At 64.4% G+C, this 15409-nt stretch carries 11 protein-coding genes; 8 read left to right on the top strand and 3 right to left on the bottom strand.

All coding sequences use genetic code 11. The features are described 5' to 3' along the window. The first annotated feature begins 193 nt into the window (after positions 1–193). Entirely contained in the window at positions 194–3271 is a 3078-nt protein-coding gene (locus WDO72_08090) for a TonB-dependent receptor (protein MEJ0085626.1), read from the top strand. A 96-nt stretch (positions 3272–3367) separates the two neighbouring features. Here WDO72_08090 and WDO72_08085 read toward each other — a convergent pair whose 3' ends face one another. From WDO72_08085 to WDO72_08075, 3 genes are read right to left on the bottom strand one after another with little or no spacing between them, the layout of a single operon-like run. After that, on the bottom strand, positions 3368–4510 hold the full coding sequence (locus tag WDO72_08085; protein ID MEJ0085625.1) for an alpha-hydroxy acid oxidase: 1143 nt from the start codon (positions 4508–4510) through the stop codon (positions 3368–3370). A gap of 57 nt (positions 4511–4567) precedes the next feature. Further along, a complete protein-coding gene (gene rhaI / locus WDO72_08080) occupies positions 4568–5866 on the bottom strand; it encodes an L-rhamnose catabolism isomerase (GenBank protein ID MEJ0085624.1) in 1299 nt (432 codons plus the stop codon). Positions 5867–5884: 18 nt separating this feature from the next. Then, positions 5885–8002, bottom strand: coding sequence for a bifunctional rhamnulose-1-phosphate aldolase/short-chain dehydrogenase (locus tag WDO72_08075; protein MEJ0085623.1), 2118 nt, complete (start codon positions 8000–8002; stop codon positions 5885–5887). A 151-nt stretch (positions 8003–8153) separates the two neighbouring features. On the opposite strand from WDO72_08075, the gene WDO72_08070 reads away from it, so the two are divergent. The 7 genes from WDO72_08070 to WDO72_08040 all read left to right on the top strand — a co-directional run bounded on the left by WDO72_08070 (position 8154) and on the right by WDO72_08040 (position 15394). Then, positions 8154–8957: a DeoR/GlpR family DNA-binding transcription regulator gene (locus WDO72_08070; protein MEJ0085622.1), complete on the top strand. Its 804-nt coding sequence runs from the start codon at positions 8154–8156 to the stop codon at positions 8955–8957. Positions 8958–9026: 69 nt separating this feature from the next. After that, a complete protein-coding gene (gene rhaS / locus WDO72_08065) occupies positions 9027–9986 on the top strand; it encodes a rhamnose ABC transporter substrate-binding protein (protein ID MEJ0085621.1) in 960 nt (319 codons plus the stop codon). Between the two features lie 19 nt (positions 9987–10005). Then, complete coding sequence (locus WDO72_08060; protein ID MEJ0085620.1) at positions 10006–11463, top strand: sugar ABC transporter ATP-binding protein; 1458 nt, start codon at positions 10006–10008, stop codon at positions 11461–11463. Then, positions 11460–12449: an ABC transporter permease gene (locus WDO72_08055; GenBank protein MEJ0085619.1), complete on the top strand. Its 990-nt coding sequence runs from the start codon at positions 11460–11462 to the stop codon at positions 12447–12449. The genes WDO72_08060 and WDO72_08055 overlap by 4 nt, the downstream gene beginning before the upstream one ends. After that, positions 12446–13381 carry an ABC transporter permease gene (locus WDO72_08050; GenBank protein ID MEJ0085618.1) on the top strand — a complete coding sequence of 312 codons (936 nt, stop codon included), beginning with the start codon at positions 12446–12448 and terminating at the stop codon, positions 13379–13381. Before WDO72_08055 ends, WDO72_08050 begins: the two co-directional genes overlap by 4 nt. After that, the gene (locus tag WDO72_08045; GenBank protein ID MEJ0085617.1) at positions 13378–14748 is read left to right on the top strand and encodes an FGGY family carbohydrate kinase; all 1371 of its coding nucleotides are present in this window, start codon (positions 13378–13380) and stop codon (positions 14746–14748) included. Before WDO72_08050 ends, WDO72_08045 begins: the two co-directional genes overlap by 4 nt. Positions 14749–14938: 190 nt before the next feature. After that, positions 14939–15394, top strand: a complete 456-nt coding sequence (locus tag WDO72_08040) for a ferritin-like domain-containing protein (GenBank protein ID MEJ0085616.1) — start codon at positions 14939–14941, stop codon at positions 15392–15394. Positions 15395–15409: the final 15 nt, after the last annotated feature.

Genomic DNA, 15409 nt, shown 5'->3' with positions numbered 1-15409 from the left:
GGCCTGGACGGTCCAACCTACTTCAATAAAAATTCATTGCACTAATGAGCGAATTCTCGTTCACGGACGGGCCGTGTCCCCCGCAATGTCTCCTCCTTTGCCTGCAAATGTGTTAATTCTTGCGCCTTCTGATCGCGGATGATGCTTTTTGATCGAACGGCACCGCGAGTGCCAAAAAAACAGAGGGGGAAACATGAAGGCCATTTATAGGTCGGCCCGGGCTCGTGTCACGCGGACAAGCGAGCTCGTCCTGGCCAGTCTTGCGTTGATCGTCGCGAGTCCATTCGGATTCGCCCAGGAACAAACTCAGCAACCGGAAGAAGGCGAGGTCATCGTCGTCACCGGTTCGCGTATTGCCCGTGAAGTCACCGATGCTTCCACACCTCTGGCGATCATCAGCGCCGAGGACATCAAGCTGTCGGGTTCGCCGACCGTGGACAAGGTGCTCGGCGATTCGCCGCAGTTCGTGCAGGCGACCAACGGCGGCGCGACGGCCAACCAGGTACCCGCGGGATCCGCGGCCGGTGCGGCCTACGCCAACCTTCGTGGTTTCGGTCCGACGCGCAGCCTGACGCTGGTCAACGGCCGGCGGTTCGCAATCTTCGGTCCGGAGCAGGTCACCGATCTCAACACCATTCCGACCGCGTTGATCGAACGCACGGAAGTGGTGACGGGCGGTTCCTCCGCCGTGTACGGCTCCGATGCCATCACGGGGGTCATCAATTTCATCACGAAGAAAGATTTCGAAGGCGTGCAGGTCGGTGGCCAATACGGCTTCGACAGCTCCACGAGCACGCCCACCTGGAATGCGGACCTCACGCTGGGTGGCAATTTCGCCGAAGGCCGCGGCAACGCGGTGGTTTCGCTCGGCTACTACAAGCGCGAAGGATTCACCCGGGCGGAGCGCGGCGATTGGGCGGAACTGCCCATCGGTGAAGGTTGCGTCACTCCGGAATCCTGGAGTGATAGTTTGATAGGCGTCGCCAACGGGGCGAGTGCCGCGAACTGCGCGACCTCGGGCGGCCGGATGGGCTTCGTGTTCTCGGGCAGCGGTGACATCCCGAACGGGCGCTACACGTTGAGGCCCGCACAGCTGGCGGATGCCGCGGTGCAGACGGCCCTGACAAATTCCGGGCTGGCAGGACTGGGTTCCAACGGATTCACGTTCAACGACGCGGGGTCGACCCAGCGGCTGGTGCAAAGGCCGGCCGACGATTTCAACCTGACGCAGTTCAACTATCTGCAGGTGCCGCAGGAGCGGTGGATGCTGAATGCATTCACGCACTACGACTTCGCGCCGCAGGCCACGGGTTACCTGGAATTCCATTTCAGCAACAACACCGTCGACCAGCAGCTCACGCAGTCGAACATCAACGGCGAGTTCCTGTTCAACGTCAACAATCCGTATCTCGACGCGAACATGCGGTCGTTGTTGGTGGCGCTCGATGCGGCGGAGCCGACGACGGGCAGCACGTCCTTCTCGCAGGGCGCGATCACGCAGACGACCACGCGCAACGACGGCCTGGCGTTTTTCAACGCGGGCCGGCGTCTGGTGGAGCTGCCCTACCGGCACAATGTCGATGACCACAACGTCTGGCGCACGGCCCTCGGCATGAAGGGCGATCTCGGCAATGCCTCGGACAAGTTCCTGCGCAATCTGTCGTACGACGTGTACTACAGCTTCGCGCGTTCCGAGGACAGCAGCCGCCAGGAAGGTGCCGCGTCGCGCAGCCGTTACGCGCAGGCGTTGCTGTCTGTCAACGGCGCGCCACCCGTCGCCAACATCTTCGGACAGAACCTCTCCGAAGCGGCCGTCAACGCCATCGCCATCTCGTCGACCAACGTGACGAATGCCGAACAGGAAGTGATCGCGGCGACACTCGGTGGCGAGGCCTTCGACCTGCCGGCAGGAGCGGTCGATTTCTCTCTCGGTGTCGAGTGGCGTTCCGCCGAAGCGCAATACATTCCGGACCAGTTCCTGCGCTCGGGCGACGTGATCGGCTTCAATCCCGGTCTGCCGACCGGGGGCAAGGTGACGTCGAAGGATTACTTTGCCGAGCTGCGCATTCCGGTCCTGGCGAATATTCCGGCGGTCCAGAATCTGAGCATCAACGGCGCGTTCCGCAGTTCGGACTATGACCTCGACGGCGTCGGCCGGGTATCGACCTATCTGTATGGTCTCGATTGGCGGGTCAACCCGTCGCTCGGATTCCGCGGGCAGTTCCAGCGTGCCATCCGGGCGCCTAACATCGCCGACCTGTACGGCGGGTTGCAGCTGAACTTCAATACACTCACCGATCCGTGCTCGAGCCGCAATACCGCGAACCAGACAGAGGCCGTGCGGGCGGTTTGCATCGCGACCGGCGTGCCGGCCGGTTCGGTGTTCAGTGCTGGCGTGCAGCCGGAGAACATCATTCCGACCCGTTCGGGCGGCAACGCGGATCTGCAGGAAGAGAGCTCGGACACGCGCACGATCGGTGTCGTGTTCACTCCGGAGTTCGCCGACTCGCTCGCCGTGACCATCGACTGGTTCGACATCAAGCTCGATGGTGCGATCGCACAGCTCGGTGGCGGTGCGCAGAACACGCTGAACCTGTGTTACCTCACGGTCCAGGACGCGAGCAGCGACTTCTGCCAGGCAGTCCATCGCAATACCGGCACGGGCGCGATCACGGTTCCGTTCAGTCTCGATGTCCTGCAGGCGAACATCGGTGCGCTCGAGACCTCGGGTGTCGATCTGAACGTGCGTTACGGGCTCGATGCGGGCTTCGGATTCGGCGGCGCCAGCCACTTCGACATCAGCTCGGCGTGGACCTACACGGATGAGTTCACGGTGACGCCGATGCAGGCAGTGCCGGAGAACAAAAACCGCTGCGTGGGTTCCTATGGCTCGACCTGCGGCGAACCGATCCCGGAGCTGAAGGGCGTGACGCGTGTTACCTGGACGTCGGGTGACCTGGGCGTGAGCCTGCGGCATCGCTTCATCGACAGCGTGACCACCGACCGGTACGTGCTGCCGAAGACTTCGGGCGGTACTCCCCCGGCGTTGAACACGTTCACGAATCCGACGCTGCCGAAGCGCAGCTACTTCGACCTTTCGTTCACCTACGACATCGGCGACAAGGCCGAGGTGTACGCGGGCGTGAACAACCTGCTGGACGAGGATCCGCCGATCGTCGCGGGTTTTGGCGGTTACGGAAATACGTTTCCGGCGACCTACGACTACGCTGGGATGACGGTGTTCCTGGGCGTCAACATCAAGACGTTCTGAAGGTAGACAGGACGCCGCCGGCATGCGAATGCCGGCGGCGTTTCCATTTCAGCGGCTTGTCAGAGGCGACGAACGGGCCCGGCCCGTCGCGATCGGCTAACTACGATCGACGAGGATGTCGCGCGTGACCTTGCGGACGTCGTTGGCGCCCGTGAGCGCCAGACTCACGGCGAGCTCCTTGCGGATGATGTCGAGCGCCAGCGATACGCCGGCCTCGCCGCGCGCGGCCAGCGCATAGAGGAATGCCTTGCCCATGAGGCAGCCCTTGGCGCCGAGCGCGAGGGCTTTGAGCACGTCCTGGCCGGTGCGCACGCCACCATCGAACAACACCTCGGCGCGGCCTTCGACTGCTTCGACCACCCGCGGCAACATGGAGATGGTCGATGGCGCGCCATCGAGCTGCCGGCCGCCATGGTTCGACACGACCATCGCGTCGACGCCGTGTTCGCAGGCGAGCCGCGCATCTTCGGGATCGTTGATGCCCTTGATGATGATCTTGCGCGGCCACTGTTCGCGCAGCCAGGCGAGATCTTTCCAGGTGACGGTCGGATCGAACTGCTGCGCGATCCACTCGGACAGCGTCTTGAGGCCGCCGGTGCCTTTCATGCGCGTTTCGAGATTGCCGAACGTGCGGCGCTTGCCGGTGAGCACCTTGAGCGCCCAGGCAGGGCGCATCGCGACCTCGAACATGTTCTTGAGCGTGAGCTTCGGTGGAATCGACAGGCCGTTTTTCGGATCGCGCCGGCGCAGGCCCTGCACGGGCATGTCGACCGTGAGCATGATCGCCGAGCAATTCGCAGCCTTGGCGCGCTCCAGCAGTTCCTGGTTGAAGCTGCGATCGCGCATCAGGTAGACCTGGAACCAGAACGGCTTCTGCACCGCGCTGCGCACGTCTTCGATCGAGCAGATGGACATCGTGCTCAGGCAGAACGGGACACCGAATGCTTCTGCGGCGCGCGCGCCCAGCATCTCGCCGTTGGCATGGAAGAGGCCGGTAAGCCCGGTGGGGCCGATGCCGAGCGGGATCGACCAGTCTTCGCCGAGGATGTTCGTGGCGAGTTGCTGCTTCGACACATCCACCATGACGCGCTGGCGCAGCTCGATGGCGTGCAGGTCGGAAAGATTGCGATTGAAGGTGACTTCGTCGTACGAGCCGCGATCGGCGTAGTCGAAGATGGCGCGCGGCACGCGGCGGCGCGCGAGCTCACGAAGATCGGCAATGCTGTTGATGACGGTCATGAGGGCATTCTGCGTTTCCTGGCAAACGGGGAACGGGCCAACGCGCCTGACCCCATTTCAGACTATGCCACCACCGAGACTTTGTTTGCCCGGCCGATTTTGCCCGCACTTCTGCCGATAGCCGCTGGCGCGATATGCCGCGACCGGATCGATGGCCGCGCCTTTCTGCAGGCGCGCCTGGGCGAGAATCGGCGCCACATCCGTGGTAAAGCCGCGCTTCAGCGTCTGTGCCGCCATCAACACGTCGTTGCCGCTGCGGAATTCGTTCAGCTTCGGGCGCTCCACGAGCAACGCCTGGGCGTACGCGCGCTGCAGCTCGATGGCGCTGGTCATGAGGCTTTCGACTGGATCGGTCACGTTGTGCGACTGGTCGAGCATGTGCGCCGGGCGGAAGTTAGGCGCCCTGGCGAGCTCGGCCTCGACCAGTTCGTTGAACACCAGGAACAGCCGGAACGGTTCGATGGAACCGGCGTCGAGATCGTCGTCGCCGTACTTGGAGTCGTTGAAGTGGAAGCCGCCGAGACGCTGCGCGTGCACCAGGCGCGCGACGATCATCTCGATGTTCACGTTGGGCGCGTGGTGGCCGAGGTCGACCAGGCAGAAGGCCTTGGGGCCGAGGGCCTGCGCCGCCATCAGCGAGCTGCCCCAGTCCTGGATCACAGTCGCATAGAAGGCTGGCTCGTACATCTTGTGCTCGATGAACATCCGCCAGTCTTCCGGCAGCGTCTTGTAGATGGACGCGGCGGATTCCAGATACCGCTCGAACGCGCGCCCGAGGTGCGACTGGCCGGGAAAATTCGCGCCGTCGCCGATCCACACCGTCAACGCCTTGGAGCCGAGCTTCTTGCCGGCGTTGATGCACTCGATGTTGTGGGCGATGGCCTGCGCGCGCGTCGCCGCGTCGACGTGCGTGAGGCTGCCGTACTTGTACGACAGCGACTGGCCCGCCTGGTCCTGGAAAGTGTTCGAGTTCATCGCATCGAACCCGAGCCCGAGCGCGGCGCCGTGCTCGCGCAACGCCGCGTAGTCGTCGGTCTTGTCCCACGGGATGTGCAGCGACACCGTCGGTGTCGCGCCCGTCAGTTTGTGGATGACGGAGCAGTCTTCGAGCTTCTCGAAGATATTGCGTGGTTCACCCAGGCCCGGAAACCGGCCGAAACGCGTGCCGCCCGTGCCGACGCCCCACGAAGGCACGGCCACCTTGAAATTCGCGACCGCCCGCGTGATGTCGTCGATCTTGATGCCGCGGCGTTCTAGCTGGAGCCCCAGCGCGGTGTAGTCGGACGACAACGCGCCCGCGAGCGGCTTGTTGGCGGACGCGATGTAGCTCGCGTCGCGCGGATCGGCGTAATTCATGAACCCTCGCGCGAAGAATCAGCGGGTGAAGGCACCCGCGTTGCCGGCATCGACGTTCACGATATTACCGGTCGACTTGGCCGAACGCTCGGAGGCGAAGAACGCCACCGCTTCCGCCACGTCTTCCGGATATACGCTGCGCTTGAGCAGGCTGCGTTCCCGGTACACCGATTCGAGATTGTCGACGCTGGTCTTGTTCTGCGCGGCGCGCTGGGTGGCCCATTCGCCCTGCCAGATGCGCGAACCGCGCAACACGGCGTCCGGATTCACCGTGTTCACACGGATGCCGAGCGGGGCGCCTTCGAGCGCGAGGCAGCGCGCGAGGTGCAGCTCGGCGGCTTTGGCCGTGCAATACGCCGCAGCTCCCGGCGAGGCGGCCAACGCGTTCTTCGAGCCGATGAATACGATCGAGCCGCCGATGCCCTGCGCCTTGAACAGCTGGAATGCCTGGCGCGCGACCAGGAAATACCCCGTGGCGAGGATGTCCATGTTCCGCTGCCAGAGGGCCAGCGTGGTGTCTTCGACCGGCGCGGCGGACGCGATACCGGCGTTCGAAATGCAGATGTCGACGCCGCCGAACTTCCATGCGCTGTCGCGGAAACCGGCAATCACGGCGTCCTCGCGTGTCACGTCCACCCAGGAGGATGCGACCACATCGTTGCCGTATTTCTTCCTGAGCTCCGTTTCGGCTGCGGACAGCGCATCGCGATCGATGTCGCAAATGACGACGCAGGCGCCTTCATCCATGAGCCGGCGCGCGGTCGCGAGGCCAATGCCGCCGGCGCCGCCGGTGATCAGCGCCACGCGGCCGGCGAGCGCTTTCGGCTTCGGCATGCGCTGCAATTTGGCTTCTTCGAGATCCCAGTATTCGATGTCGAACGCTTCCTGCTCAGGCAGGCCGCGGTAGGTAGACACACTGGCCGCCCCGCGCATCACGTTGATGGCGTTGACGTAGAACTCGCCGGCGATCCGCGCGGTAGCCTTGTCGGCGGCAAAGGTCATCATGCCCACGCCGGGCACCAGGTACACCACCGGGTTGGCGTCGCGCATCTTCGGCGAGCCGGGGCGCTTGCAGCTCTCGTAATACTTCGCGTAACGCTCGCGATAGGCTTCGATGGCCGGCTTCACGCGCGCGGCGAGGTCCGCGACGCTGTCGCGCGCGGCATCGAACGGCAGCACCAGCGGCCAGATCTTGGTGCGCAGGAAATGATCGGGGCAGGAGGTGCCGAGCGCGGCGAGCGCGGCGAGCTTCTCGCCGCCCACGAAATCGAGCACCGTTTCGCTGTCGTCGAAGTGCCCGACTTTCAGTACCGGCGCGATGCCCGCGGGTGCGGTGGATATGGCGCCACGGATGATCGGCATGATGCCGGCCGCGATCTCGCGGCGGCGATCGATCGTGAGCGCGGGAATGGCGACCGCGCCGAATGGCCGTTTGCCGCGCGAATTCGTATTCAGCCAGGACGTGGCCCGATTGATGATGTCGAGCGTGTTGTCGTAGCAGGCCTTGGACGTATCGGCCCAGGTGAAAAGCCCATGCGCTTCGAGGATCGCGCCTTTCAGATGCGGATTCTTCTGCGTGAGCTCGCGCAGTTTCAGGCCCAGTTCGTAGCCGGGCCGGATCCATGGCAACCAGCCGATCTCGTCACCGAAAATCTGCTTCGTCAGGGCCTGCGAATCGGCCGATGCCGCGATCGCGATCAGCGCATCCGGATGCATGTGATCGACATGCGCGTGACGGACGAGCCCGTGCAGTGGGGTGTCGATGCTGGCCGCGCGAGGATTCAGGTTGAACGCGCAATGCGCGTACAGCGGCACCAGCGTGCTGTCGCTGTCCTTGTTCTTGTAGAACTTCTCGAGCGCGAGAAACTTCTCCATATATAGAGTGGAGAGGCCGTCGAGTTTCATCGTGCCGAGATCGCCGCCCGAGCCCTTGACCCAGAGCACGGCGACTTCCTTGCCCGTCAGCGGATCCTTTTCCTTGAGCTTGGCCGAGGTATTGCCGCCGCCAAAATTGGTGATGCGTTTGTCGCTGCCCAGCAGGTTGGAGCGATACAGAAGCAGCTCGGCAGGCGAAAGCTTGGCCGCATGGGCCTCATCCCAGCGATTCTCGATTTCCAGCGGCACCTGGGGCGCAATCTGAACCACACTCATCCCATGTCTCCGGCCAGAACGGCGCTAAAGTAGGCGTCCGGTCTCTCTTTTTACGGTGAGGCTGTTTAACACACGAAGCCGTCATATACAATCAATCACGTTCAGAATCGATCACGGCTTCCCTCTGGAGTGATCAATGTTGGAAAAAGAACGCCATAACCTGATTTTGAAGCTTGTCGATGAGCGCTCGATCGTGAGCGTCGGCGATCTGCTCGCGTTGCTCGGCGCCTCCGAGGCGACGATTCGCCGCGACATCAATGCGTTGTCGGAGCGGGGCGAGATCAAGCGCATCCGCGGCGGTGCCGAGGCCGTGCGCCCACGCCATCAGCCGCACCTGGTTGGCATGCCTTTCGCGATGAGCCAGGACGTCAGCGTCCCGCAGAAGCGGGCGATCGCGCGCGCCGCCGCGGCGCTCATCGCGCCGGGCGAAAGCATCATCATCAACGGCGGCACGACGACGTACGCCCTGGTCGAGTTTCTCGAAAACTCCGATCTCGACATCCTGACCAATTCGTTCCCGATCGCCGCGAAGCTGTTCGCCACGAGCCGCAATCGCATCACCTTGCCGGGCGGCACGATCTTCCGCGAGCAGAACATCGTGTTGTCGCCGTTCGAGAACGACGCCATCGAGAGTTTCTGGGGCAACAAGCTGTTCGTCGGCTGTTACGGATTGAATCGCTTCGGCATGATGGAAGCGGATCCGCTCGTCGTGCAGGCCGCGACCAAACTACTGAAACGTTCGGAACACGTGATCGTGATGGCGGACAGCTCGAAGCTGCGCCGCAAGTCCGCGATGGTCGTCGCCGGCCTCGATCGCATCAACACCATCGTCACGGACGACGGCGCCAGGGCGGAGGAGCTCCAGGAGTTCCGCAGCGCGGGCATCCAGGTCATCGTCGCGAAGGTCACTGAAGAAGACGAGTTGCGGAAACTCGCCTGACGTTCAAGTTCTGGGGGAAGCGTGAAGAAGATCCTGACCGCGGGCGCGTGCGCCCTTCTTGTCGTCTGCATGGCCGCCGGCGTCGCCGGTTGCGGCAAGAGCGAACCGGCAAAGCCGGCGCACACACGCGTGGGTGTGGTCGCAAAATCGCTGGGCAATGGCTTCTTCGATGCGGTCCACAAGGGCGCGGAAGAGGCTGCCCGCGAGCTCGATGCCGAAGTGATCTTCACCGGTCCGACGACGCCGACCGCGGAGGGGCAGATCGAAGTGCTGAACGCGTTGATCGCCCAGCGCGTCGATGCGATCGCGGTTTCCGCGAACGATCCCGACGCGCTGGTGCCCACGTTGAAGAAGGCCATGGAGCGCGGCATCGCCGTCATTTCGTATGACTCGGCGGTCGCGCCCGCGGGACGTCTCGTGCATCTGGCGCCTTCGTCGGATCAATTGATAGGCGAGACCGTGGTCGCGATGGCCGCCGAGCTTTCGCCCGGTGGCAAGGGAAAGTTCGCGGTCGTGTCGGCGACGCCGACCTCCACCAACCAGAATTCGTGGCTCGAGCAGATGCGCGCCGCATTGCCACAACACGCCGGGCTCGAAATGGTCGGCGTGGTCTACGGCGACGACGTTTCCGACAAGTCGTATCGCGAGACGGTGGCGCTGCTCAAGCAACACCCCGACCTCGCCGTGGTGGTCAGCATCAGCTCGGTCGGCATCGTCGCAGCCGCGCGCGCGGTCGAGGATCAGGGCCTTGCGGGCAAGGTCAAGGTAACCGGCCTGGGCTTGCCGTCGGAACTCGCCGGGTACGTGCAGAAAGGCGTGGTGCCGAAATTCGCGATCTGGAATCCGATCGATCTCGGGTACGCGAGCACGCAGATCGCCGTGCGGCTGGCGCGCGGCGCGGACGCCAAACTACCCGTGCCCACGGGACGCATGGGCAGCGTGACGTTTGGCGCGGATGGTGTCGGCGCGATGAGCAAACCTTTCATCTACGACGCCAGCAACGTAGTGGAATTCGCGCAGGTTTTTTGAGGCAGGCGAGTCGCCCAGCGTGCCTACACCTCACCTGACGCTGAGCGGCATCCGCAAATACTTCGGCGGCGCGCGCGCTCTCGAATGCGTCGCGCTGCAACTGCATCGTGGTTCCGTCACCGCGTTGATCGGCGAGAACGGCGCGGGCAAATCGACGCTGGTCAAGATCCTGTCGGGCGTCCATCAGCCGGACGACGGCGAAATCCTGCTCGACGGCAAGCCGGTACGGATTGCGGACCCCATGGATGCGCGGCGGCTCGGCATCTCCGTCGTGCACCAGGAATGCATGGTGTTTGACAACCTCGACGTGGCCGAAAACCTTTTCATCAATGCGCATCCGGCGACTCGCGGCCTGGTGAATTGGGCCGAGATGCGGCGTCGCGCGACCGCCGTGCTGCGCGATCTCGATGCGGACTTCGAGGCGGATACATCTGTCGCCAGCCTGAGCATCGCGCAGAAACACGTGGTGCAGATCGCGCGTGCGCTGGTGGAGGAGACGCGGGTGCTGATCCTGGACGAACCGACGGCATCCCTGTCGAAGCGTGAATGCGCGGAGTTGTTCCGCATCGTGCGCAAGCTGCGCGACTCCGGCTGCGCGCTGCTGTTCATCAGCCACAAGTTCGACGAGGTCTTCGAGATCGCCGACCGGTACGCGGTGTTTCGCGACGGTAGTTCGGTGGGCGCAGGATCGCTCGCCGACACGAATCACGATGAATTGATCCGGCTCATGGTGGGTCGGCCGGTCGAACAGCTGTTTCCGAAACTTGCGACGGAACCTGGCGATACGCTGTTGCGCGTCGAGCAGCTGGGCCGCAAGGGCGAATTCGAAGACATCTCCTTCACGTTGCGGCGCGGCGAGATCGTCGGGCTCTACGGCCTGGTGGGCGCAGGCCGCACGGAGCTTGCGCAGGTGTTGTTTGGCATCCACCGACCCGATACCGGAAGGTTCGTGCTCGACGGCGATGCGCGCGCCGCCGGGATCGCTCTGGTGCCGGAAGACCGCCAGTCGCAGGGCGCGGTGCTCGCGTTCTCGGTTGCTGCCAATGTTGCGTTACCCAACCTGGCCACGCTCGCGCCGCGCGGGATGTGCAGCGAAACCGCCGAAGACGACCTTGCCCGTGAGTGGATAGACAGGCTGGACATCAAGGCGCAGGGGCCGAGGCAGGCGGTGCAGAATCTCTCGGGCGGCAATCAGCAGAAGGTGGTCATCGCGAAGTGGCTGGCCCGCAAACCCCGCGTACTCATCCTCGACGAGCCCACCAAGGGTATCGATGTCGGCGCGAAGGCCGCGGTGCATGCGGTCACGAGCGAGTTCGTGAAAGACGGCAACGGCGTGCTGATGATTTCCAGTGACCTGCCGGAGATCCTCGGCATGTCGGATCGTATCCTGGTGATGCGCCGCGGCCGCCTGCGTGGTGAATTCACGCGCGCCGAGGCGACCGGCGAGCTGCTGCTGCGCGCGGCCAGTGACGCATGAACAAGGTCACACCACGCCTGTCCGAAGGAGCCCGCCGCGATCTGTCGCTGGGCGCGCTCGCGCTCGGGATGTGTGCCGCGGTCACCTTCGCGTTTCCGGGCTTCGCCTCACCCGCAAACCTGGCCGGACTGCTCGACGACACCGCGCTCCTCATCATGCTGGCACTGGGCCAGATGCTGGTGATCCTGGTGCGCGGCATCGACCTGTCGATCGCCGCCAATCTTGCGCTGTGCGGGATGCTCGCCGCGCTGTTCAATCGCGCGTTGCCCGACGCCGGAGTGTTGCCCGTGCTGGTGTTGTCGCTCGCCAGCGGCGCCATGCTCGGGGCGCTGAACGGCCTTCTGGTGTGGAAGCTGGCGCTGCCGCCCATCGTGGTCACACTGGGGACGATGTCGGTATACCGCGGAGTCATCTATCTACTGTCCAGGGGCGCATGGGTCAACGAGAATGAAATGACGCGCGCATTCCTTGGTTTCACGCGCGCCACGTTTCTCGGCCTGAGCACCTTGTCGTGGCTGGCGCTCGGGTTCGCGGCCGCCTTCATATTCGGGCTGCGCCGCCTGCGTATGGCGCGCGGCCTGTACGCGGCGGGTGGCAACCCCGAGGCGGCGGCGTATGCCGGCATCGATACGGGCCGCATGCAGTTCATCGCGTACACCGTCTGCGGCGCCATCGCCGGCCTGTGCGGTTACCTGTGGGTGGCGCGCTTCGCGGTTGCGTATACGGACATCGCTCTTGGCTTCGAGCTGCAGGTCATTGCCGCATGCCTCATCGGCGGCGTAGCCATCGCCGGTGGCAAGGGATCCGCGCTCGGCGTGGTCATCGGTTGCCTGTTCATCGGCATCATCAGAAGCAGTTTGCCGTTGGTCGGCATTTCCGCGTTCTGGCAGATGTTCATCAATGGGGTGGTCATCCTGCTGGCGGTGCTGTTGAGTGCGCGTTCGCGCGTGCACAACCGGGCCATTCTCGAGGTCCCGCGCGCATGAAGGTTTCGCCGCTGCTGCGCTGGGAGACGATGCTGGCCGTGGTGGTCGTGCTCGAATTCGTATTGTTCTCGAACATCTCGCCGTATTTCCTGAGCGTCGACACGTTGTCCGACGCCAGCTTCAATTTCACGGAGCGCGCGCTGGTGGCGTTGCCGCTGGCGCTGCTGATCATCGCCGGCGAGATCGATATCTCGGTGGCCGCGATCATTGCGCTGGCTTCGGTCGCCATGGGGCTGGGCGCCGCGCACGGTGTCGGCACACCAGGTCTCGTGTTGCTGGGGCTCGGCACCGGTTTGGCCGCCGGCATGATCAACGGCGCGCTGGTGACGGTCGGGCGTGTGCCCTCCATCGTGGCGACGATCGGCACCATGACGTTGTTCCGCGGCGCCGCCTACGCGGTGCTCGGAGATCGTGTACTCAAGGACTACCCGGCGTCGTTCGCCGCGTTCGGTCAGGGCTACTTCGCGGGGCCGGTCTCGAACGAACTGGTGTTGTTCGCCGTTTTCGCGGTGTTGTTTGCCGTGTTCCTGCACCGTACGCGCTGGGGGCGGTCTATCTACGCGATCGGCGCGAACCCGGTGGCGAGCCGTTTCGCCGGCGTGGCCGTGAACCGGTATCGATTTGCCTTGTTCGCCCTGACGGGCCTGTTCAGCGGACTGGCGGCGGTGCTGCTCACCTCGCGGCTCGGCTCCACCCGGCCGTCGATCGCACAGGGCTGGGAGCTCGAGATCATCAGCATCGTCATTCTCGGCGGCGTTTCGGTGTGGGGCGGCAAAGGCAGCATTCCCGGCGTGGTGCTGGCGGCGCTGGTATTCGGTCTCGTGACATTCGGCCTCGGCCTCATGAATATCCCCGGCATCGTGATGTCCATCTTCATCGGCCTGTTGCTGATCCTCGTGGTCGCCGTTCCGGCGCTGTTGAATCGGCGATGAGTACCGCGCCGCTGATCGCGGTCTTCGACGTCGGCAAGACCAACGCCAAGTTGACGCTGGTGGATCCGGCGCTCGGCCAGGAGATCTGGAGCACGCGCCGCGCCAACGAAGCGGTCGAGTCGCCGTCGGGCCGGCAGCTGGATGTCGTGCGTATCGAAGCATGGTTGCTCGACGCGCTGCGCACCGCGCCCGAACGTGAGCGCATCTCGGTGATCGTGCCCATCGCGCATGGCGCCGCGGCGGTGCTCATCGACCACGCGGGCGAAGTGATCGCCGCGCCCGACTACGAAGACACGTGTTTCGACGAAGTCGCGGACGAATATCGCGCGCTGCGCGATTCCTATTCCCAGACATTTTCGCCGCACCTGCCGCAGGGCCTCAATGTCGGCCGCCAGCTCTACTTCCTGCAGCAGCGCCGCGCCGCGGAGTTCCAGCGCGCCGCACATATCCTGATGTATCCGCAGTACTGGGCTTGGCGCCTCTGCGCGGTCATGGCCAGCGAGGTCACTTCGCTGGGCACCCACACGGATCTGTGGCGCCCGCAGGAGAGGGTGTACTCGACGCTGGCGCGCAAACAGGGCTGGGCGCGGCTCATGCCGCCGATGCGGTCGGCGCCTGAGCGCCTGGGCCGGATTCGCGACAGTGTCGCCGCGGCCACCGGACTTGCGGCCGGGTGCGAGGTCGTCTGCGGCATTCACGATTCGAACGCGTCATATCTGCGCTTCCTGCTCGATCGCGAGCGCGAGGCGTTCACCGTCGTGTCGAGCGGGACGTGGACCATCGTCATGGCGAATCGCGGCGATCTGCGCCGGCTGCGCGAAGAACGCGACATGCTCGCCAACGTCAATGCCTTCGGCGCACCGGTCGCGACGGCGCGGTACATGGGTGGGCGCGAGTACGAGGCCATCGCGCCTGGGACCGCGCAACCGACGCTTGAAGCCCTGGAAGCGGTATTGCAGCTGGGTGCGATCGCATTGCCTTCGTTTTCCAGCGCCGGTCCGTACGCGGGTCGCCAAGGCCAGCAGGAGAACGTCGCCGGACTTGATGAAACGCGCCGCGCCGCGCTGGCGACGGTGTACTCGGCGCTGATGACGGCGCAGTTGATCGAGTCGCTGGGCGCGGGCGGCGAGATCTTCGTCGACGGCCCGCTGGCTCGAAACGCGCTGTTCGCGGGATTGTTAGCCGCGTGCGTGCCGGTCGGAACCGTGCGTGTCAACGCCGAGGGCGGCGGCAACCGCGTGGCGGCGCACCTGGCGGGCCTGCCCGCGCCGGCGGTGAGTGCGCTGCAGAGCATCGCGCCGCTGCGTGTCCCGGGCTTGCTCGAATACCAGGCGACCTGGCGCCATCGGCTCGAACAGAAGGCCTAAGCGGCAGGGCGCAACACCGCCGCGGCCCGTGGTAGATAGGCTGCGGCGCGCTGGCACGAATACCTCGCGGTCAGCCGCGGCGCGCCCGGATGCGTCGTATTCGCATTGGCATTCGCATGTCTGAAATCCCCGCGCGACTCGTCTACCATCCGGGCCGGTTGCGACGATTCACTGTTAGGAGATACGTGCCATGACCGACTCGCCGATGGATGCAAAACTCACCAAGAAAGTGCTCGAGAGCCTCAACCGCATTCTCGAGCTCGAGCTGGCGGGTGTCGTGCGGTACATGCATTACAGCTTCATGATCTTCGGTCACAACCGGATCCCGATCGTCGCGTGGTTGCGCGAGCAGGGCAACGAATCGAACGCGCATGCGGTGCTGGCCGGGGAACACATCACGACCTTCGGCGGGCATCCGTCGCTCAAGATCGGCGGGCTGCTCGAAACAAGCAAACACGACGTGAACGAAATCCTGAAGGAGGCTTACCAGCACGAGAAGGAAGGCCTCGACGAGTATCACCGCCTGCTGGACCTGGTCGCCGGCAAGGAAATCATGCTCGAGGAGTACGCGCGCGATCAGATCGCCGCCGAAACCATGCACCTGGCGGACATCCGCAAGATGATGCGCAAGCCCGGCTCGCTCTAGGAGAAAAAGGGGACA

The sequence above is a fragment of the Pseudomonadota bacterium genome (assembly GCA_037200975.1).
Lineage (GTDB): Bacteria > Pseudomonadota > Gammaproteobacteria > Steroidobacterales > Steroidobacteraceae > CADEED01.
Note: the sequence above shows the minus strand (reverse complement) of the source record. Positions and strands in the feature narration are given on the sequence as shown.